Origin of the sequence: Caldicoprobacter faecalis (genome assembly GCF_900115765.1) — a bacterium.
Classification (GTDB): Bacteria; Bacillota; Clostridia; order Caldicoprobacterales; family Caldicoprobacteraceae; genus Caldicoprobacter; species Caldicoprobacter oshimai.
In genome coordinates this window covers 39,445-58,446 of record NZ_FOXR01000003.1, presented here as the reverse complement: position 1 = coordinate 58,446, position 19,002 = coordinate 39,445, and the positions used below count along the sequence as shown (strand labels likewise).

The window sequence follows — 19,002 nt, the reverse complement described above, 5'->3', positions numbered from 1 at the left end:
ATAGCTAAAATCCAACGAAGTATTAACTGCATCCTTTAAAGAAACTAAAAATCCTTCTCCCAACAACAATTTATCCATTTATTACTACTAATTCCATCTTTAACTTTCTTTTTCTCTGGTGTCGTGGTATATCTTTTATAACAAAATTTTGCCACCAAAAATCCTTTCCGTCCATATAAAACAACAACAAAAATAGATGTGCGATGTCCTCCCCTCAATAAATTGAAGGGAATTACTATCCCCTCGCACTTTTCCAATTTCTCTAAAACACCTTTAGAGAATATAGATCATATTATATAATGAAATATACAAAAAGGAGGGAAAACAGCATGTACAACGACCGCGACTATTATTCGCGCCCTTATTACCCCAACAGGCCAATATACACCCCATACGATTATCCTTACTGGGTTGACATGCCAATGTATAGTCCAGACTATTGGAGAAAGGCAATTCCATTGAGGGATTACGGGCCTGAACCTTTTGTAGTCAATATAGAGCAGGCCACACTGCAAAACGATAATTTCCGCATCGCCTTATGGACAGGAGAACACCTGCAACTCACATTGATGAGCATCGATGTGGGAGAAGATATAGGTTTGGAAATGCATCCCGACGTTGATCAATTCATACGCATCGAACAGGGGCAAGGGCTTGTTATGATGGGAGATGACAAAGATAACCTGTACTACAGGCGAAGGGTATACGAAGACTATGCAATCTTGATACCCGCCGGTAAATGGCATAATCTAATAAATACGGGCCGCGTACCGCTAAAATTATACTCTATATATGCACCCCCCGAACATCCTCGTGGTACAGTTCATGAAACAAAAGAGGATGCTCAGCAACATCATAAGTAAACCAAAGGCCAGGTCAAATTTTTATGCTAAATTACCGCAGGGAAATTTCCCTGTGTTAATTTTTTTGTTTAAGCCAATACTATTTTCCCTATATTTTATTGCAGTATATATTACTTGCCCCTCTACAATTTTACAGGCACCTTTTAATTATTAATTCTTCAGCTCCAGATGGATACCTACAGTTTTATATAAGCCTATTTGATAATCTTCAAAACACTGTGGAGGTAGAAAGAGTACTGTTTGTGGATAAATTCTTGCTTTATATTCTCCTGCTTCGTCTGGAAATCAAAAACCAACCAAAGATACATCTTCCCCTTCTTCAATAAGATTGTTATTTTTCAGTTCGGTTATAGCAACTGACTCTGTAACTGGATCACTTCCACTTGAACCAGGTATGAAATATCCTTCTTTTTCTTTAGTGCTATATGTCATCATACCAAGACCATCTATATAGGGATAAATAATAACATGGTTGTCTTTCTTTTTTATTATATCTATTAGGTACTCTTTATGTGTATTATTAGTAATATTATTAATTTGTAAAGAGGCTTCAACAGTAATATCCTCTTTTGTTGCCGATGGTTGAATATTACTATATACCACAATTATTATAGCTACTAAAAATACTATAGCAATTAAACTTGCTTTATACTTGCTGAACATATTATTTACCTCCTATTTCTTAGCACAACTCTATTTCAAGTAACACAACTTTTTTAAATTCACATAAAAAACATCCTCCTGTTATTCCACCATCGGAAGACAAAACTTTACATAAAATATTTTACAACCTTGAGCTTTTTCAAGGGCTATCGTACTTTGTGGCCATTGATAGACCATATTAGTTAATAGTAGTTTTTTTCATATAGAATATTACCGTTGGCATCCAAGCCTCTTAACACTTTCGGCTTATATTTTGTTTCATTATCATTCCAGTAAAATATGAAACCTCTATGGTCTTTTAATTTATATTCCAAAATCTTATTTTCTGTTCCATCTTCCTTTATCCACTAAACTTCCAGAGTAACCGTTGTAATATCAGGATTACTTACATAGCCGTATACTTTATATAAAAAATAATCCTCTGATATTCTGCTGCCTGACCATGTGCTGGATATCCCCTGGCTTTCTTGAATTGGATAACCTCCTACGCCGCTACCTGGATACCACTTTATTAGTCTTTTTATAATCGTATCAAGCGGTAAACCATTTATCATACTTACATAGGAATATTTTCCCCTTTGGAAAATCAATGACCTCCAGGATTTCTGATGGACCATAATGATAACTTTTCTCAGACTTTTGGTGAGCTTCTAATGCAGAAAAGCTTCCATAATATACATAAGGATATACTGCTGTTACCAGTAATATAACAGCTATTATCCATTCAATAATCGACTGTAGCCTTTTATTCACCTTGTCCACCTTCTTCCCCAATCGGAATAACAAATTTCATATACCTATTGTACTCGTCATATTCAAGAATCAGTTCTTTTGCATCCTGATTCAATGGTCCTTTGTATTTTACACTTGCATCCTCTCCCCATATTTTCCCTGAGCTATAGTAGCCACCTATCTTGTATTCTTCCCCCTTGTCATCATATAAACGAAATGAACCTCAGCGAAAAGTCCATCCCGATCTCGATGGAAACGATACACTCCTAAACTGGACATAAATATTTCTATCTTTATCGATAATTATTTTTCTTACAATAAAATAGTTCTGTCATCAATTTTCGCTTTTTGTTCAGTACTAATCTGTATAACAGCACTATCATCGATATCCCTTTCTAAATCACTAAAGCCATGACTATTAGTTGGCAAGTTTTCAAACACAGAGATGAGTGTCATTATCCCGCAGATTATAATTATACTTCTTCTTAATGTTTTCATGGTACTCACTCCTATATAACCCCCTTAAAAACATTGATTCACATTATATTTAACAACTTTTTATTTTTTATTTAGTCTGTAATCTAAACACCATTTTATAAATTGAAGTGTAATACCTGAAATCAGAACAAACCATGTATTTTTCCAGATTGTTAGGTACAGAATTACCACAACACACCATAAAAATAAGAAAAACAAAGTTTAAAGTTTCTTTTTCCATAATAATCCCTTCGTTCTGTAATATTATCCCATATTTTTCTACTGCTAAGCAACTTTAAATTTGTTTATCGCATTTGTTCTGCATCATATCTCAATTTGTAGAAGTATTTTACAAGTTCATTCTCGTCTTTTATCGATTCTTTAAGCGTGCTTAGCATTCTTTCCCCGGCTCTTCTATCAATTAATGCCAATGCTTTAATAATAGGACTATCTGATTTCAACGACTCTTTATGAATTCTTTTTTCATCAGATAAATCCCCCTACAAGAGTTTCTTCAATTCTTTAAGTTGCCATTCCCGTTCAAAAGTTATTTCATCAATATCGTTCGAACTTATCAAGCCTATTACTTTTACAGCATAATCTGAAGCAACCATTGCATGCTCTTTCATATGGCCACTTGCCACTGCATGACCAGCAACCCTTAATGCTGTTCTCTTTATTTCCGAGTCATATTCGCGGGCAACCTTGTGGATCTTAAAACCAGCCTGCCTTACATCATATACTCTTGCTTTCCCTCCTTGCCACAATTCATTTATTTTGAACCCTTCTACTATTTCCTCTATTGAATTAAAATCGATACCAGCAATATCCAATATATGTTTTGCCATTGCCAGTGACCACTTTGCCAAACTTATCTGGCTTGCCTTTTCATATAGTTTGCATATTTGCTCTCTTAATTCGCTATTATCTTTTATCTTTATTTTGGGTTTTGGTGGCATGTTATGCCTCCTTAAGATAGAAAGAATACTTACTTCAAAAAATACTAATTCACTCCTGTTCTGCAAATTTAAAATCTAAATTACCAACATTGGCTGTATAATCCAATATTGTAAGACAATAGCCTTCTCTTTTAAGCAACCAGCTTTAATTTGGCGTATATATCCATCAAAGGAACATCATTCTTTGCATGGTAATAGGCAAAATCTACAAAATCTTTGATAGACTCCTTCTTCATGTGCTGTATCGTATCCCCTATCGTCTCAAGATTTAGATGCTTTTGCGTTACCCTGTAATATTCTAAAAAGTTATAGGCCAGAAAGCAAAGTAACATATATCTTTCAATGGAAGCGAGGTTCCTTACTTTGTACTCATCAAAACCTAGATTCTCCTTTAAATACTGATAACTGGTCTCTATCGTCCAACGTACTGCATAATACTTCAATATCGTCTCGCTATTAAGCTCTATATCAGTAGAAAGAATACACACTGGCGCTTCAAAGCCATCTTTCTTAACCTCATAGGAGATTAACAAAACAGCATTATCAAATGTTCCAACTTTCCCCTCATATCGATATACCCTGTACTCCTTACCCTCAACGGTAACCAGGTCAAGGGTGGATGGCTCAATGTACTTGATAAACTCAGAAACCTTAATCTTGACTCCATAAGGAGATATCATCTTATTGGCTTTAACGCACCCAATAACATGATGCCCCTTACTTAAAGCTTCTTCTATTAATGAGGTACTCGTATACCAGCCATCAGTTAAAACATAAAGCTGTTTTATATTCGATGGAGTATGAAATTCATTTATAAATCCTTTGGCAATATCTAATTTATTCTCAAACGCTACCCCTAGCTCCTTACACTTCTCCTCCCTGTAATAGGGTTTGAAGTGAAAGAGCATAGCATATGGCCCCGCTACAAAATTTGAAGTTACCATACAATGAGACCAGCAAATCTTGCCTTCAGTATGGAAGTAATGAAAATCTAACCCTTCCATATGTTTAGTTCTTATATCTTTCAAGTTGGTGGTATCATCAATAACCAGAAAACCAATCTCACCTGGCCTGATGTTATGTTCTAGATGATATCTAAGAAAGCTTATACGATTTCTGTTTAGCAGCTTATCATCCCAGGGAGATTCACTTAAAAACCTGTAAATACAACTTTCATCCTTTGCCGTAGCAATATTCTCTGCTATTTTGGATATCGATATTTTGCCTTCAATTTGAATGTTACCTTCCACCATTGTAATTAGGTGATTAAACTGTGCTTTATTCATTCCATAATTTACATCTTGCAAAAAGTCGATTAATTCGTTATTATGATTTACAATGGTGGTTGGCATAGTTACTACCCCCCTGTGATGAATTTTTGATAGATAAAATTTATCACAGCTTTAGTAACTATGCCATATTTAATTTTTGGTAACTTTACCAATTCCACTTCCATTTTTGCAGAACAAGAGTGAAGAAATTGCATGATATCATGATATTATGAAATAATTCTCCCCATCTATATATGAATAAACAATCTTAACCCTCAACTATGGGAATATTCCCGTTACAGCTTAACTTATACACAGCACGGTAAAAAATAGATAACAAAAGAAGATGAAAATTCTAGTAGTGTTTCTGTAAAAACAAATATTTGAATGTCAAAGTTCTATATAGTATTTTCTTCTATATAAAAATAAGGCTCTGTTAAAGTATTGTGTTGTTTTTGCTATAATTTTTTAGACTGCACATCCCATATTTACGGAAAGTGCAGGCTAAATTTGCAATTTAAAAATATTGTGCAATATTTTATGTTTTCATTCTTTTCTATTTATATTCTTATCTCGGTAAGTTTCTATCAGCATACCAGTACAACAACAGATTACTGTAGAAAGTATTACCGTTCCTATAAGTATAAACCCCTGTGTGTCTGTAGCCATAAGTAAGTTTTGTAAAATAATAAATGCAACAAAAGATAAAACTCCCCCAGCAATTCCATAAAATATTCCTAAATGTTTCATATTTATTCCCCCTTAAAATAGTGAAACAATAAGGCTTGTGCTATTATTCTACATTAACAGAGAATGCATAATGCGCACTTCCCTCGTGCCATTTCGCGTAGATTTCATATACTACAAGACCCTTTTGCTGTGGTGCAATTACTACTCCATTACTTGTTTGTTGAAGTATTCGCTTATCTCCCTGCCATATAAAAACCTCATAATGATTTGGTGTTCTTTCGAATTTGAGTATTATTGAAGATTGTGGTTTTATATTCAGATCTTCTTTCTGATATTCAACCAGTTCAGGTGGCGATACCGAGTCAGCTTCAGTATTTTTCCAACTATATGTTCCTAGAACAGCAGAAATACTCTTATTATCTACCATTATAGTTAGTTCTGGTGGAGTTGGATCTCGCTGACTGCATCCAACAACAAGGATTGTTAATAGTAATAAACTAAGCACCCTTTTCATTTTTTCCACCTCCTATTCTCATATTGTACGCTCTCGAAAAGTCCGAGAGCTTCATTTTTGCATATTTCAGGGCTCAGGTTTTCAGATTCACCCCTACTTTTTATACGATTTTCATACACAAATTCCCAGCTACTATCCACCTTATATTACCCACTTTTCCCTCTATTTCCTTATATTACAGCTTCACTTTTTAAGCTTTTTCCCCCAAAATAGTTTTATGTTCACTAATTCTATTTCGCTTGGGGGTTTTACATGCTAAGAAACTGGCAATCTCATTCTGATTATCAACAGCATCTTATACAACGTCTATCTGCCTATAATCAAAAAGAAAAAAGCAGGCTTATCCTCCTCGATAAAGCTATCTCTAAGCTCTATCTATATCTACTTAACCTGGATAACCTGCTCCCAATAATAAAACCACTTTACCCTAACTTCGGTCGCCCCGCTATAAATCAGCAGGGCATTATACGTTCGTTAACACTTATGCTCGACCAACATGAATATTCTATCACAAAATGGGCCAAAACGGTACAACAAGATGACCTCTTTTTCGATATTTGTGGCTTCGATTCTAACAAGGCTCCTGGCGTCGGCTCCTACTACGACCTACTCTGGCGCTTCTGGCTTGCCATGGCCAAAAACCTCCTCAGGATTGTTTGTGTTCCAATAGCCCCTATGGCAAAGTCATTTATATAAAACCAGACTATGACCCCCGAATGTTTCCACCTGTGCCACGTCATACCAAAGCTTTCAAGGATAAATTCAAGAGCAGAACATCGGTGGAACGTACTAACAAAAGACTGTTTATTGACTACTCTATTGAAAGGGCTCGTTCCAGAAGCAATATGATGAGGTTTGCCATGGCTACCTTTGCTGCAGTCAATGTCCATCTTGATGCCTGGGTTAAACATACAAACTTTAGTTTTGTAGATACCTTTATCGGAGCGGCGTAGATAGCTTGGTTTACAACTTTTATAGTTTTAACTAGAAGCTTTAAAAATCGTATCCCTTAAAGCTTAGGTTCTTATACCCTTTTTTCGGTTATCCAGGTAATACCATATGAATTTTTCAAGGTTCATTTCTAATATTCCCTGATAATACCTATAATTTTGTTAATATAACCCTTTTTTACCTGCCTTGTAATTATTCCCAGTTACTTTTCGAGAGTGTTCAAAATAAACTTCTACCACAAAAATCCCCACAAACCGCACCAAATCAATGTTTGTTATTATATCCCATAACTTATCTATTTTACCAATTCTCTTAATATTATTGGATTATTATTCCATATACTGGGATATTATTCCTCCAAAAAGAAAATAAAGTTTTATTAGATTTGAGTGGGAATAAAGTTAAAGGATCAAGTAAAAAGGGAATAAGGTTCTTTATATCTTATTCCCTTAAAGTCAGTAGTATCAATGGTTAGAGGGAGTAGGGTTATTCATTCAGTCCAATAATTTCTCACAAAAATCCTCCCACTTTTCCCTAGATCCTTATCCCTTAACTCCTTAACCCTAATAGAACTTTATTTTATGCGGTGAAACTTTATTTTTTTTGAGTAAAGTTTATTTGATTTCGACAAAAAATTGTCCTGTTACTACATCTCACGGCGGCCTTCCAACGCTTTGGATAGGGTAACCTCATCGGCATATTCCAAGTCCCCACCCACAGGCAAACCGTGGGCAATACGGGTAACCTTTATGCCCATGGGTTTAAGCAGCTTGGAGATATACACAGCCGTTGCTTCGCCTTCCACATCGGGATTAGTAGCCAGTATGACTTCTTTCACCGTATCGTCGCTTACCCGCGCAATGAGCTCCTTTATCTTTATATCATCGGGCCCTATACCGTTCATGGGGGATATAACGCCATGAAGCACGTGATAAAGGCCACGAAAATCCCGCGTCTTTTCCATTGCAATGACATCGCGCGGATCCTCCACCACGCAGATTATAGAAGGGTCCCTTTGAGGATTGGTGCATATCCTGCAAGGATTCACATCTGTAATATTCTGGCAAATAGAACAATATCTTATCTTATTCTTCACTTCGGCAATAGCGCTGGCAAGCTGGCCCACCTGTTCATCGGGCATATTAATGATGTAAAAAGCCAGCCTTTGAGCAGTTTTGTTCCCTATACCCGGAAGTTTAGACAATTCGCTGATAAGCCGTGCAATGGGTTCAATGTAGTAGTCCATACCATTACCTCTCTCAAATTATTTCTTTGTTATTTTTATACAAAGCATATTGCGAACCTTCCCAAATCATTTATAATCCCATAATCCTCAGATATAGCTCTTTTTTATACGCCAACCCCATCATTAAATACACTGTTAATGTTAAGTGCTCAGCGTATGGATACAAATCCGGCCCAGCATCACACTGCTGTGCAAATTCACCACATCCGGGCGGTTCACTACCTTCCAAAAGTAAAGCCTTACAGCTAGTTTTTACTAGAACAAGCCAGGTATAGACAAACCTCCGGTCAGCTTGCTCATCTCTTCCTGTACCATCTCTTCCGCTCGCCTCAAAGCCTCATTCACAGCCGCTAATATAAGGTCTTGAAGCATTTCAACATCATCGGGATCTACAGCCTCAGGTGCAATCTTTATCTCAACCACTTCCTTCTTCCCATTCGCCACAACAGTAACTACTCCGCCACCTGCAGAAGCCTCGACGGTCTTTTGCTCCAGCTCCTCCTGAAGCTTGGCCATCTGCTCCTGTATCTTCTTGGCTTGCTTCATGAGCTGGTTCATATTGCCTATCCCGGGGAACCCACCTGGGAATCCGCCTTTTGCCATGATTTTATTCCTCCCTTTCCACTCACATAAGTGCAATCCTTTTCTCTATTATATTGGCTTTACAATCAATCATCAACTATTTCCACAAAATCCTCACCAAATATATCTATGGCTTTTTCTATTATATCCTCATTCTGCGATTTCTCTTCAGGCTCTGTACTGGTACTTTTCCCTTCAACCAAGGTACATCGAACCTTCACCTGTCTTCCAATTACTCTTTCAATAGCTTTTTCAACAAAATTTCGATTGTCCTCTCTGTTTATAGATTCCATAAAAAATTGCTGATCTGCAGGGAAACTCAAAACCGCTACGCCTTTTTCATCCAGGACAAAACCGCAATCCTTTAAAAAACCATATAATGCTATGCGCTCTTTTTTGATAATCCCCAGCACCTCTTCCCAAACATGAGCATCTGCCGTACCTCCACCAGCATTACTGCCGTCATCTCCACCTTCTTTTCCTACTGTACTGCCCCCATCAACCGCTTGGGATTTGCTTGCAGCACGTGCACCTTTTCTAGAAGGCGATGTCTGTTTGACCACTACGCCACCCTCAAGCTGCTGTTCCAACTTTGCCACCCTGTCCATCAGAGCATCCAGCATCACTTCCTGCTCGGGCCTACAAATCCTAACCAGGGCCATCTCCAGCGAAACCCTGGGCTGGGTGCTCCACCTCATTTCAGCTTCCGCAGCACACAAAATCTCTATAGCCCTCATCAACCTTTCTTGGCTAGCCTTTTGCGCCTGTTCCGTATAAGCTTTGAAGGTATCCTCACCCACATCTATCAGCTCTGCTCCATCATGGCACACCTTTATAACCAATAAATTCCTGAGATGGTGTATTAAATCCTTCAAAAAAACGATTACGTCTCGCCCATCCTCTATCAACTGTTCAACCTGATAAAACAGGTCCGACACATTTCCCTCGATGATGTTCTCTGCCACAGCAAAGATAAACCCTTGATCCGCCGTCCCCAGCACAGCCAACACATCTTCATTGGAGACAACATTGCCACCAAACCCTATGCACTGATCCAAAAGGCTTAAAGCATCTCTCATGCTGCCCTCCGCCCACCTGGCTATGGTGTACAAAGCCTCGCGCTCAACCTGTACCCCTGTGCGTTTGGCTATCTCCGCCAGCCTGCTTACAATCGATTTGTTGGCTATCCTCTTGAAGTTAAATCTCTGGCATCTTGACAGAATAGTGGCTGGCAGCCGATGCGGTTCGGTGGTAGCCAGGATAAATATTATATGCTGTGGGGGCTCCTCCAGCGTTTTAAGCAAGGCATTGAAAGCTCCAGTTGAGAGCATGTGTACCTCATCTATGATATATACCTTGTAACGTCCCACCACAGGAGGATACTTGACTTTATCTCGTAATTCCCTTATCTCATCCACTCCATTGTTGGAAGCAGCGTCTATCTCAATTATATCCATGCTGCTGCCTATTGACAGTTTTTGACACACTTCGCATTTAAGACATGGATTGCCATCTATTGGATTCAAACAGTTGACAGCCTTTGCAAAAACCTTGGCCGTGCTCGTCTTGCCTGTACCCCGTGACCCACAAAACAGATACGCATGAGCAATGCGGTTGCTCTTTATCTGATTTTTCAGTATACGAATGGTGGCATCCTGCCCCACCACTTCATCAAAGGTTTCAGGCCGCCATTGGCGATACAGCGCCGTATATCTCAAAACGCTCACCTGCTTCCCGTATAGGATTAAGTTAATACTGATTTAGGAAATTTCAAATATCACATAAATTCGCTTTCACGTTAGGTTATATCCACCATACATGCTACATTTAAATGCAACTCTTTCTACAAAAAGCAAAACATATAAGGTACCACTAAATATTCCACTTAATTTATTATAACACAAACAGCCATAAAATGTAGTCAAAAAATAGACAAGCCGCGATTTGATCGCGGCTTGTTATAATGGTAATGCCGTGCACCTGCCTTCGATTTAACACCTACAGGCGGGAACCGAACAGTTTACTCCGACCAGGCTACCCTGCGGCACACGAAAACATCTACTTACTGCTGCTTCCTTCCGGACCTGACAGGGTTCGTAGAGTTTCGTTGCACAGGACCCAGTCATCCTCGTAGCTTATTCGACCCCGGCCCCTACAGGTGCAAACCTCCAGCAGGAATTCGACCCCGCTATAGCGGATTGCGGGTTACAGGGCACCGCTAACTCCCCATCTAGCACGGCAAATTTTTTACTTTTTAAATATCATTAGAGATAGTGTTCCTTCTGGCATATTAATTATACTATTATCTCACATCATTTGCAATACAAAAATTCTTACAATTTTACAGAAATATCCATCCTTTTAAACCAAATAATATTCATTATGCCTCTTGATTTTTTGGGTTTTACGAGGTATACTATTAAAGCGCTAGGAGTAATATATTCGACGCGGAGAGATGGCTGAGTGGTCGAAGGCGCACGACTGGAAATCGTGTGTACCCCCAAAAAGGGGTACCGAGGGTTCGAATCCCTCTCTCTCCGCCAAACAGAAAGGCTTCCAGATAACCCTGGAAGCCTTATATTTTAAGCAAGCTACCCTCTTACTGGAATGGCGGAAAACAAGCTGTGCAACTTAAACAGCGTACAAACGATATGACCAAGCCGGATGGTTGAAATAGCGGAAATCAAGCTGTACAACCCATTCACATAGCTGGGCAATGAGAAGTATAAGGCCCCCTCATTCCACATTAAAATAGTTAAAAACAGATAGGGAGGAATAAATATGAGTTTCACCTTCGCGGTAATAACCTGTTCAGATAAAAGTTCACAGGGATTGCGAGAGGACCTAAGCGGCAAACAACTAATTGATGTACTCCAAGCTCAAGGTTTTTTAAAGGTGTACTACAAAATAGTGCCCGATGAAAAACAGCAGATAAAAGAGGCTATAGTTGAAGCAGCCAGCGCCGGAGCAAACCTTATTCTGACAACCGGCGGTACAGGATTTTACCAGAGGGACGTAACTCCCGAGGCCACCCTTGAGGTAATTGAAAAACAGACACCTGGAATATCTGAGCTTATTAGATATGAAACGGGAAAGATAACAAAAAGGAGCTATCTTTCCCGCGGCATTTCGGGTATCTATAAAAACAGCCTTATAATCAACCTTCCCGGCTCACCGAAAGCTGCAGTGGAATGTATCCAGGCAGTCCTTCCCATACTGGATCATGGGTTGAACATCCTTCTCGAGAATGAAAGGGAATGCGGCCGCAACAGCAATTCATAGACGGCATTCCTCAATTGATATTACTTGCAGAAAATTCACGTGAACTACCAACCACCTATAGAGATGGTGGCTTCATGAGAAATTTGGTAGTCTAAGCTACCCTCATTCTCACAGGGTGGTTCACACACCCACTACTGACTATCCGCTCAACTGCAGACTCGCCAGCTACTTTGAGTTTTGTACATTAGCCATCACCCGAGAAATATTTTATCACATTTTTAGCAATTCATCTCCATCTTGTAGAAGATCAAGTCTTCTTGCGTATTTTTGGATAAACACAAACACGTGCTTTTAAAAACAATGCTCAAGCCATAACCTCTATACAATCTCCTACCTTTATTTTCCCGCCCTTAAGTACCCTGGCAAACAGGCCTTCTCTGGGCATTATACAACCCCCCACCGTCCTGGCTATCTCGCACCCATCCCCATGACATTTTTTTCCTATTTGGCTTATCTCAAGCACCACATCGTTCCCAATTTTAAGCCTTGTGCCAATATCAATTCTGCTCAAATCAAGCCCCTCGGTTGTAATGTTTTCGGCAAACTTGCCAAAACAAAGGCCCTTTAGCCCGTATTTCTCCATCTTCCTTATGCTGGAAACATCAAGCAGGCTAACCTGCCTGTGTCCCGCTCCCGCATGGGCATCCCCCTCTATCCCAAAATCCTTAATTAACAATGCCTCGTCTGCAGGCTGTTTGGGCGTGCCCTTTTGCTTGCTTATGTTAATCGAAACGACCCTGCCCAGCCCCCTATCGTTTTTGCCAAATGCGCCGTCAAGTGACCAATCACCCGACTTTCCACCCTTTTTCTCGATCACCCTGACATCGGTTATTACCATGTGTTTTTCTATTGCCTTGCACATATCGTATATCGTCTCTAGAAATATCAAAACAGCAGTAAGGGCTTCCATTTCAGCCCCGGTTTGAGCATTGGTCCTCACTTCGGATGTGGCTTCAATATAACCCTCCTCCTGGTTTACGGAATACGAAATATCGATGTATGATAAAAATATATTATGGCAAAGCGGAATAAGCTCCGACGTCTTCTTGGCAGCCATTATCCCAGCAAGCTTTGCGGTAGTAAATATATCTCCTTTTGGCATGTCAGAATTCTGTATTGCGGCCATAACTTTATACCCTACATAGATCCTGCCGCTTGCCTTTGCAACCCTGTGCGTTACATCCTTTTGAGACACATCGACCATCTGAGGCAAACCTTCGTCGTTTAGATGAGAAAAATCCATTGTCTTTCAACCTCCTATCTTAAACATCATTGAGTTTGTGGTTGCGCTCCTTTCAAATTTCTTTTTCATAACGAACTGCTTTATCCTCTCGGCCAAAACATCTTCTGATCCGAAATGCTCTTTAAGATCGAGCCCATCTTCATCAAAAAGGCAGTTATAGAGAATACCCTTTGCCGAAACCCTCACCTTATTGCACCGGCTGCAAAAATGATCCGACACCGCATTTATAAAGCCTACCACGCTATCAAAATCCTTGATGTAATAGTATTCTGCAACAGATTTTTCACGGTCTTCGATCCTTTGAAAATGTTTAAACCTTTTCAAAACGTCCTGTGTGCTTACAAATTCCCTCTCAAAAATTCGGTTTGCCACGCCAATTGGCATGAGCTCAATAAACCTGATGACAGCATTGTTGTCTTTGGCAAATAAAATTAAATCCTCCACCTCATCGAAATTTATCGTTTTCAATAAAACCGCATTGAGCTTTACCCTCTTAAACCTCGACAATGTTTGAATGGCATTTACCACCACATCAAACCCGTCCACACCGGTTAATTCACGGTATTTTTGCCTGTCCAGCGTATCAAGAGAAATATTGACACCGCTCAGCCTGCTTTCAATAATCCTCTGAATACAGTCATCATGCAAAAAGCCGTTGGTGGTAACGTTTATATTCTGTATCCCCAAATCATACGCAAAGTCTATTATGTCAAATACATCATTCCTCAAAAAAGGTTCACCGCCGGTAAGCCTGAGCTTCTTTATGCCCAGCTTTTTAAAAGCGGAAATTATCCTGAACACATCTTGCTTTGTAAGCTCCCCGGCATCAGTATCACAAGCGCATACATCCCTTGTCCTGCAGTACCTGCAGAAAAAATTGCACCTCTCGGTTATTGAAAACCTCAAATATTCAATTTCTCTGGAGAATCCGTCTCGCATCTTACCTCTCACCTTTTTAAATCAATTTAACCTCGACAAGGCTTCCCTCTTCCAATAGATCCGCATTAACGGGGATCACTATATATCCGTCTGCCCTTTTTAAGCTCGATATCACGCTTGCACCCCTTTTAAGGACCCTGGCCAAATTTCTGCCCTGGTCATTTTCTATACTCACCCTGATGTACTCCTCAGCTCCTATATCCGAAAAAAGCCTTCTCTCAAGCAATGCCCAAATCGTCTTTTGCTTTGGGTTTAAGTTATAAGCATTGAAGAATGCCTTCAAAAACAACTCCTTTACTGCAAAAAACATCGAAACAGGATATCCCGGAAGCCCCATGACGAGCTTTTTGTTTACCCTGCCTATGATGGTGGGTTTGCCGGGTTTTATTGCCACGCCGTGTACAATGACCTCTCCAAGCCTGGAAACAGCCTCAGCAGTTAAGTCCATATCTCCCTTTGAGGATCCACCATTTATAAATAATATGTCATATTTTTCTAAAAGGGTTTCTATCCTGCCTGTAAGTTCCGCTATATCATTGGGTGCAGGCTCAAAAATGCTTATATCAAACCCGTATTTTTTTAGTAGACTGCTAAACAGCACCGAGTTAAATTCTACAAGCTGGTTTTCCCTTTCAATCACGTCCACAAGCTCATCGCCGGTGGGCAGAAAAACCAGCCTTGGCATTTTAAACACCTCGACTTCCCTGTACCCCCCTGCCTTCAAATACACCTGCTCAAACTCGGTAAGCAGCTCTCCCTTTTTCACTATTACCTGGCCTCTCTGTACGTCCTCGCCTTTCAATCGAACGTTCTGGCGCGGATAATAGCTTTTAAAAATCTTTATACCCCCATCCTCTTTTTGCGCCTCTTCAAAGGGTACAACAGCGTCAAAGCTTTTTATGCTGTGCCCAGTCTGAACGACCTCAAAGTTTTGAATCATCTTGGGCTGCGCATCGGTGGCATCATACGTTTCTTGCGCATTGACGGCATATCCATCCATGGCAGCAACATCAACAGGCGGACAGGTATTTACCGAAAAATAATCCTGGGAGGCAAAACGATTACCGGCTTCGTATATTGAAATTGTTTCTTTCCCCAAAACCAAATATTCCTTTAAGATTTTCTCTATGCTATCCCTTGCCACATCGGGCAACACAGCAGTGAAATGATAATCCTTCACAGCAACACCACCTCAACCAAATCCCCCGGCTTCAAACCCGTCCTTGTTGCCTCAATCTTGACATACCCCGATGCATTGTTCAGAAGATTTATCGAACCGGATTTTCCGTACAAAGGCTCTGCTAAAATCTCATCCGAGTAAATCAGCTTTACAAATACGAACTCGGTCCTGCCGCTTGAAGCAGCAAAACCCGATTTCAGCCTTGCCAAAACCTTACCACCGGCTGTATCCTGTTGATGCAGCAGGATATCAAACAACTTTTTAACAAAGAATTTAAATATAAACAGGCACGACACCGGATGCCCCGGAAGTCCAAACACTGCTTTATTGCCTGCCTTTGCTATAATGGTTGGCTTCCCGGGCTTTATTGATATCCCATCAACCAGGATTATGGCCTCATCCAAACTTTGTATGGCCTTCAGCGTGTTGTCATACGTTCCAACCGAACTGCCACCGGATATCAGCACAACGTCGTTTTCCGAAACAGCTCTTGAAAGAATGCCTACCAAAGCCTCATAATCATCCTTTACAATCCCGTACAACTTCGGAACGGCATACTCCTGTTTCAGCGCGCTGTACAGAGTGTATGAGTTTACATCGTAAATTTTTGCTCCCTCCAGGGGCTGGTCCTGCATGATTATCTCGTCGCCGGTTGAAATGATCCCCACCTTGAGCCTTGAGAAAACCTCTACTTCCTTCTGGCCCACCGCTGCCAAAACGCCTATTTGAGGTGCTCTCAGTCTCTGATATTTCTTCACAACTGTACAGCCTTTTCCCACATCTTCGCCTTTTTTCAAGATGTTCTCATTCGGCCTTGCCGGCTTAAAGACGAAGACCCTCCCCTCCTGCTCAACGGTATTCTCTAGCATGACCACAGCGTCAGCACCTTCAGGGACGGCGCCACCCGTAAAAATCTTTGCCGCCTGACCCTCTTGTATTTTAAAATCCGGTATCTCCCCCGTCTTAACCTCCCCTATAAGGTCAAAAACGGCCGGATTCTCATCGTTGGCCGAAAATGTTTTTTGGCATCTAACGGCATATCCATCCACCGTTGACTTGTCAAAATGTGGGACATCTATATTTGCTTCGATATCCCTTGCACAAATTCGATCAGACGCCTCATACAGCGGCACTGTTTCAGTGCCTAGAACAAAATCCGAAAACTCTTTGTGTAAGATATCAAATACCTCAGAGTCGGTTTTAAAAACCTTCATCTTTTTACCACCCACTTCTGCTTATTTTTCAATATCACAAAACAACAAATTAGAGTCATAAAATGTACAGAGACACCGCTCGAGTACACCTAGGTTCTATCCCAAAATTTAAGATTTTATCTGACAATCCTCAAACCAAATAGTCCTGGCCGGGACAGCTATTGTGGAGTCATGGGTTACCGCTATTATGCATCTCTTGCTTGAGTCCTGCGATATCAGTTCAAACATAAAGTTTTTAACCCGGCTATCCAGGTATGTGTCTGGCTCATCCAAAAACAAGACTTCCGAATCAATGTAAAACGCCCTTAGAAAGGCAACAAGCTGTTTTTGGCCCAGCGAAAGCGAAGAAATATGGGCATCAGGGGCAATCGAAAATTTATCCAGGACCTTACGAGCTTTAGCAAGCCCGTCGCGTTTTGCACCCGGCGATATGTTGTAAAGCACGCTTCCTTTGAAAAAGTATGGCTGCTGAGGAAGCATAACTCTTTTGTCAAACGCATTTTTAATCACACCTTTAAAATCCCCATCCTTGCCAAACAACATTCTTAAAAAAGTGGTCTTGCCGCAACCGTTTGGCCCCTTTATGATATACAAACCTCTTTTCTCAAACTTTAAACTTTCGCAGTAAAACAGCAGCTTATTCCCTATATATTTTTCGACGTTCTTTACCTCAATCAACCATATCACCCTGCAATACCTGCAAAGCTGTATTAAACCCAAAAGATATAGCAAGCAGAATCAGGCCCAGCAAAAGCGCACGAGAAAACTCGCCCTTTGAAACCTCGTGGATTATAGCCGTTGTCAGTATTCTCGTCTCGCCTTCGATGTTGCCACCTACAATGAGCACCGCTCCGACCTCGGAGATTGCTCGGGAGAGCCCCAATACCGACGCATAGATCAATTCCCGTGAATACTCCCGTATCATAATGAGGTATCTTCTCTTGCCCCTTATATCCAGGTAATCAAGATTATCCAGCAGTACAAAGATATTTTTAAGCCCCGATAAGGTGTACAGTATTACAATGGGCACTATCAAAATCACCTGGGCAATAACCATAGCCCACTTGGTAAAGAGAATGTTCAAAAATCCCAGCGGCCCTTTATTAGAAAGCATCATATACACCACCAGCCCGGCCAAAACCGGCGGCAGTCCCGACAGGGTATACACCGCTCTAATTATAAACCTTCGCCCTTTAAACCTTTTAATTTTGAGAATATACCCTGCGGGTACAGCAAGCAGTATCGAAATCAAAGTTGACGGAATACATACAACCAGCGTTGATATGACAATATTGCCCACCATTGCCCCTACCTCAAGGCTGTTTTTAAATTATTCGCACAATTTATAAACCGGATTTTTAAAGTACTTCTGATTAAATCCTTCAACCAGCGCTCTAAACTTGTTACCTTTAAAAAATTTCTCAAAAATGGGCGCCTCCTCCCTCGCAGAAGAAAGGGCAAAATAGTAAACATTCATTAAGACCTCTTCATCCGGGCCTTGATAAATTACATCCAAGCTGTCCAGCTTGTCTTTCATCTTATAAAAAGTAGCTTCATCAGTAAGGATAAAAGCGCGCTTTTCATTTGCAAGATTTAAGCTCATGCCCATGCCCTGTCCCGATTTTATATAGCCATCGAAATCGGGCTGGGTCCCCGCTAAATCCCATATCTCAAGCTCCCTTATATAAGTCGCCGAGTTGTCAGCGCGAGACACAAATGGCAAATTATTGTTTTTAATTATCAAAAATGCCTCCTGGATTGAACCGGCATCTTCAAACAAATTCCTGGCATCTTTAGGCCCAACAAGCATAAAATGGTTATAAACCAAAGGAGTATACCCATTTATATATTTTTCCTGCAAGAGCTCATCCAAAAAGGACCTCTCGTGAATGATTATCCCGTCAACGTCTTTATTTTTAAACATCTTAACAGCCTGCCCGCTGCCAACGGAAATAAAATTGAGCTTTATCCCGTAATCGTCCTCAAAGGATGGAAATACAAAATCCAAAAAACCACTGTCATATATGCTTGTGGTGGTAGCTATTTTTAATGTAGTTGCAGGCTTTAACCTTTGACAGCCTGTAAATAATACAGCTAACATCAAAAGTAACATCGCGTACCTTTTCATTGCCAAAGTGCCTCCCCTTTAAAATTCTACATATTATCATGAAGTAAACCACCATCTACCATAGGGAC

22 protein-coding genes, 1 tRNA gene and 1 other RNA gene are annotated in these 19,002 nt (G+C 40.2%); 5 read left to right on the top strand and 19 right to left on the bottom strand.

Annotated elements, in window-relative coordinates:
- Nucleotides 1-329: 329 nt before the first annotated feature.
- The gene (locus BM241_RS01975; RefSeq protein ID WP_025748662.1) at nt 330-863 is read left to right on the top strand and encodes a cupin domain-containing protein; all 534 of its coding nucleotides are present in this window, start codon (nt 330-332) and stop codon (nt 861-863) included.
- A 285-nt stretch (nt 864-1,148) separates the two neighbouring features.
- On the opposite strand, the gene BM241_RS01970 is transcribed toward BM241_RS01975, so the two are convergent.
- The 8 genes from BM241_RS01970 to BM241_RS01935 form a co-directional block, all read right to left on the bottom strand.
- Nucleotides 1,149-1,526, bottom strand: a complete 378-nt coding sequence (locus tag BM241_RS01970) for a hypothetical protein (RefSeq protein ID WP_092281913.1) — start codon at nt 1,524-1,526, stop codon at nt 1,149-1,151.
- Between the two features lie 531 nt (nt 1,527-2,057).
- Nucleotides 2,058-2,279, bottom strand: a complete 222-nt coding sequence (locus tag BM241_RS01960) for a hypothetical protein (protein WP_051456423.1) — start codon at nt 2,277-2,279, stop codon at nt 2,058-2,060.
- Between the two features lie 291 nt (nt 2,280-2,570).
- Nucleotides 2,571-2,756, bottom strand: coding sequence for a hypothetical protein (locus BM241_RS01955; protein ID WP_092281912.1), 186 nt, complete (start codon nt 2,754-2,756; stop codon nt 2,571-2,573).
- Nucleotides 2,757-3,040: 284 nt separating this feature from the next.
- Nucleotides 3,041-3,196 carry a hypothetical protein gene (locus BM241_RS13285; RefSeq protein WP_449240101.1) on the bottom strand — a complete coding sequence of 52 codons (156 nt, stop codon included), beginning with the start codon at nt 3,194-3,196 and terminating at the stop codon, nt 3,041-3,043.
- 39 nt (nt 3,197-3,235) lie between these two features.
- Nucleotides 3,236-3,694 (bottom strand): putative immunity protein, encoded by a 459-nt coding sequence (locus tag BM241_RS01950; protein ID WP_035147470.1) that lies wholly within the window; start codon nt 3,692-3,694, stop codon nt 3,236-3,238.
- Nucleotides 3,695-3,825: 131 nt separating this feature from the next.
- The gene (locus BM241_RS01945; RefSeq protein WP_092281911.1) at nt 3,826-5,046 is read right to left on the bottom strand and encodes an IS701 family transposase; all 1,221 of its coding nucleotides are present in this window, start codon (nt 5,044-5,046) and stop codon (nt 3,826-3,828) included.
- 465 nt (nt 5,047-5,511) lie between these two features.
- Nucleotides 5,512-5,715: a hypothetical protein gene (locus BM241_RS01940; RefSeq protein WP_092281910.1), complete on the bottom strand. Its 204-nt coding sequence runs from the start codon at nt 5,713-5,715 to the stop codon at nt 5,512-5,514.
- A gap of 43 nt (nt 5,716-5,758) precedes the next feature.
- On the bottom strand, nt 5,759-6,169 hold the full coding sequence (locus BM241_RS01935) for a hypothetical protein (RefSeq protein ID WP_025748669.1): 411 nt from the start codon (nt 6,167-6,169) through the stop codon (nt 5,759-5,761).
- Between the two features lie 252 nt (nt 6,170-6,421).
- Between BM241_RS01935 and BM241_RS01930 the strand changes: the two genes are divergently transcribed.
- Both BM241_RS01930 and BM241_RS12350 read left to right on the top strand, forming a co-directional pair.
- Nucleotides 6,422-6,865: a hypothetical protein gene (locus BM241_RS01930; protein WP_092281909.1), complete on the top strand. Its 444-nt coding sequence runs from the start codon at nt 6,422-6,424 to the stop codon at nt 6,863-6,865.
- Nucleotides 6,866-6,948: 83 nt separating this feature from the next.
- On the top strand, nt 6,949-7,122 hold the full coding sequence (locus BM241_RS12350; protein ID WP_156925138.1) for a hypothetical protein: 174 nt from the start codon (nt 6,949-6,951) through the stop codon (nt 7,120-7,122).
- A gap of 644 nt (nt 7,123-7,766) precedes the next feature.
- On the opposite strand, the gene recR is transcribed toward BM241_RS12350, so the two are convergent.
- The 4 genes from recR to ffs form a co-directional block, all read right to left on the bottom strand.
- Nucleotides 7,767-8,366 carry a recombination mediator RecR gene (gene recR / locus BM241_RS01925; protein WP_025748671.1) on the bottom strand — a complete coding sequence of 200 codons (600 nt, stop codon included), beginning with the start codon at nt 8,364-8,366 and terminating at the stop codon, nt 7,767-7,769.
- A gap of 255 nt (nt 8,367-8,621) precedes the next feature.
- On the bottom strand, nt 8,622-8,969 hold the full coding sequence (locus tag BM241_RS01920; protein ID WP_025748672.1) for a YbaB/EbfC family nucleoid-associated protein: 348 nt from the start codon (nt 8,967-8,969) through the stop codon (nt 8,622-8,624).
- Between the two features lie 65 nt (nt 8,970-9,034).
- On the bottom strand, nt 9,035-10,666 hold the full coding sequence (gene dnaX / locus BM241_RS01915) for a DNA polymerase III subunit gamma/tau (protein ID WP_177206063.1): 1,632 nt from the start codon (nt 10,664-10,666) through the stop codon (nt 9,035-9,037).
- A gap of 254 nt (nt 10,667-10,920) precedes the next feature.
- Nucleotides 10,921-11,187: signal recognition particle sRNA large type (gene ffs, locus BM241_RS01910), an RNA gene on the bottom strand.
- A gap of 210 nt (nt 11,188-11,397) precedes the next feature.
- Between ffs and BM241_RS01905 the strand changes: the two genes are divergently transcribed.
- A tRNA-Ser gene (locus tag BM241_RS01905) sits at nt 11,398-11,491 on the top strand.
- Between the two features lie 238 nt (nt 11,492-11,729).
- The gene (locus BM241_RS01900) at nt 11,730-12,230 is read left to right on the top strand and encodes a MogA/MoaB family molybdenum cofactor biosynthesis protein (RefSeq protein ID WP_092281907.1); all 501 of its coding nucleotides are present in this window, start codon (nt 11,730-11,732) and stop codon (nt 12,228-12,230) included.
- A gap of 304 nt (nt 12,231-12,534) precedes the next feature.
- Here BM241_RS01900 and BM241_RS01895 read toward each other — a convergent pair whose 3' ends face one another.
- From BM241_RS01895 to BM241_RS01865, 7 genes are all read right to left on the bottom strand, one after another.
- Nucleotides 12,535-13,473, bottom strand: a complete 939-nt coding sequence (locus BM241_RS01895) for a cyclic pyranopterin monophosphate synthase MoaC/MOSC-domain-containing protein (protein ID WP_092281906.1) — start codon at nt 13,471-13,473, stop codon at nt 12,535-12,537.
- Between the two features lie 6 nt (nt 13,474-13,479).
- Nucleotides 13,480-14,412: a GTP 3',8-cyclase MoaA gene (locus BM241_RS01890; protein ID WP_092281905.1), complete on the bottom strand. Its 933-nt coding sequence runs from the start codon at nt 14,410-14,412 to the stop codon at nt 13,480-13,482.
- Between the two features lie 16 nt (nt 14,413-14,428).
- Nucleotides 14,429-15,592: a molybdopterin molybdotransferase MoeA gene (locus tag BM241_RS01885; RefSeq protein WP_092281904.1), complete on the bottom strand. Its 1,164-nt coding sequence runs from the start codon at nt 15,590-15,592 to the stop codon at nt 14,429-14,431.
- Nucleotides 15,589-16,806, bottom strand: a complete 1,218-nt coding sequence (locus BM241_RS01880; RefSeq protein ID WP_025748678.1) for a molybdopterin molybdotransferase MoeA — start codon at nt 16,804-16,806, stop codon at nt 15,589-15,591. Before BM241_RS01880 ends, BM241_RS01885 begins: the two co-directional genes overlap by 4 nt.
- A gap of 108 nt (nt 16,807-16,914) precedes the next feature.
- Entirely contained in the window at nt 16,915-17,484 is a 570-nt protein-coding gene (locus BM241_RS01875) for an ATP-binding cassette domain-containing protein (protein ID WP_092281903.1), read from the bottom strand.
- A complete protein-coding gene (locus BM241_RS01870; RefSeq protein ID WP_025748680.1) occupies nt 17,477-18,109 on the bottom strand; it encodes an ABC transporter permease in 633 nt (210 codons plus the stop codon). The genes BM241_RS01875 and BM241_RS01870 overlap by 8 nt, the downstream gene beginning before the upstream one ends.
- Before the next feature lie 27 nt (nt 18,110-18,136).
- Nucleotides 18,137-18,934, bottom strand: coding sequence for an ABC transporter substrate-binding protein (locus tag BM241_RS01865; RefSeq protein WP_092281902.1), 798 nt, complete (start codon nt 18,932-18,934; stop codon nt 18,137-18,139).
- Between the last annotated feature and the right edge of the window lie 68 nt (nt 18,935-19,002).

Coding starts and splice junctions, on each gene's coding strand:
- BM241_RS01975 (WP_025748662.1), top strand. CDS start 330: ATGTACAACGACCGCGACTATTATTCGCGCCCTTATTACCCCAACAGG.
- BM241_RS01970 (WP_092281913.1), bottom strand. CDS start 1,526: ATGTTCAGCAAGTATAAAGCAAGTTTAATTGCTATAGTATTTTTAGTA.
- BM241_RS01955 (WP_092281912.1), bottom strand. CDS start 2,756: ATGAAAACATTAAGAAGAAGTATAATTATAATCTGCGGGATAATGACA.
- BM241_RS01950 (WP_035147470.1), bottom strand. CDS start 3,694: ATGCCACCAAAACCCAAAATAAAGATAAAAGATAATAGCGAATTAAGA.
- BM241_RS01945 (WP_092281911.1), bottom strand. CDS start 5,046: ATGCCAACCACCATTGTAAATCATAATAACGAATTAATCGACTTTTTG.
- BM241_RS01940 (WP_092281910.1), bottom strand. CDS start 5,715: ATGAAACATTTAGGAATATTTTATGGAATTGCTGGGGGAGTTTTATCT.
- BM241_RS01935 (WP_025748669.1), bottom strand. CDS start 6,169: ATGAAAAGGGTGCTTAGTTTATTACTATTAACAATCCTTGTTGTTGGA.
- BM241_RS01930 (WP_092281909.1), top strand. CDS start 6,422: ATGCTAAGAAACTGGCAATCTCATTCTGATTATCAACAGCATCTTATA.
- recR (WP_025748671.1), bottom strand. CDS start 8,366: ATGGACTACTACATTGAACCCATTGCACGGCTTATCAGCGAATTGTCT.
- BM241_RS01920 (WP_025748672.1), bottom strand. CDS start 8,969: ATGGCAAAAGGCGGATTCCCAGGTGGGTTCCCCGGGATAGGCAATATG.
- BM241_RS01900 (WP_092281907.1), top strand. CDS start 11,730: ATGAGTTTCACCTTCGCGGTAATAACCTGTTCAGATAAAAGTTCACAG.
- BM241_RS01895 (WP_092281906.1), bottom strand. CDS start 13,473: ATGGATTTTTCTCATCTAAACGACGAAGGTTTGCCTCAGATGGTCGAT.
- BM241_RS01890 (WP_092281905.1), bottom strand. CDS start 14,412: ATGCGAGACGGATTCTCCAGAGAAATTGAATATTTGAGGTTTTCAATA.
- BM241_RS01880 (WP_025748678.1), bottom strand. CDS start 16,806: ATGAAGGTTTTTAAAACCGACTCTGAGGTATTTGATATCTTACACAAA.
- BM241_RS01870 (WP_025748680.1), bottom strand. CDS start 18,109: ATGGTGGGCAATATTGTCATATCAACGCTGGTTGTATGTATTCCGTCA.
- BM241_RS01865 (WP_092281902.1), bottom strand. CDS start 18,934: ATGAAAAGGTACGCGATGTTACTTTTGATGTTAGCTGTATTATTTACA.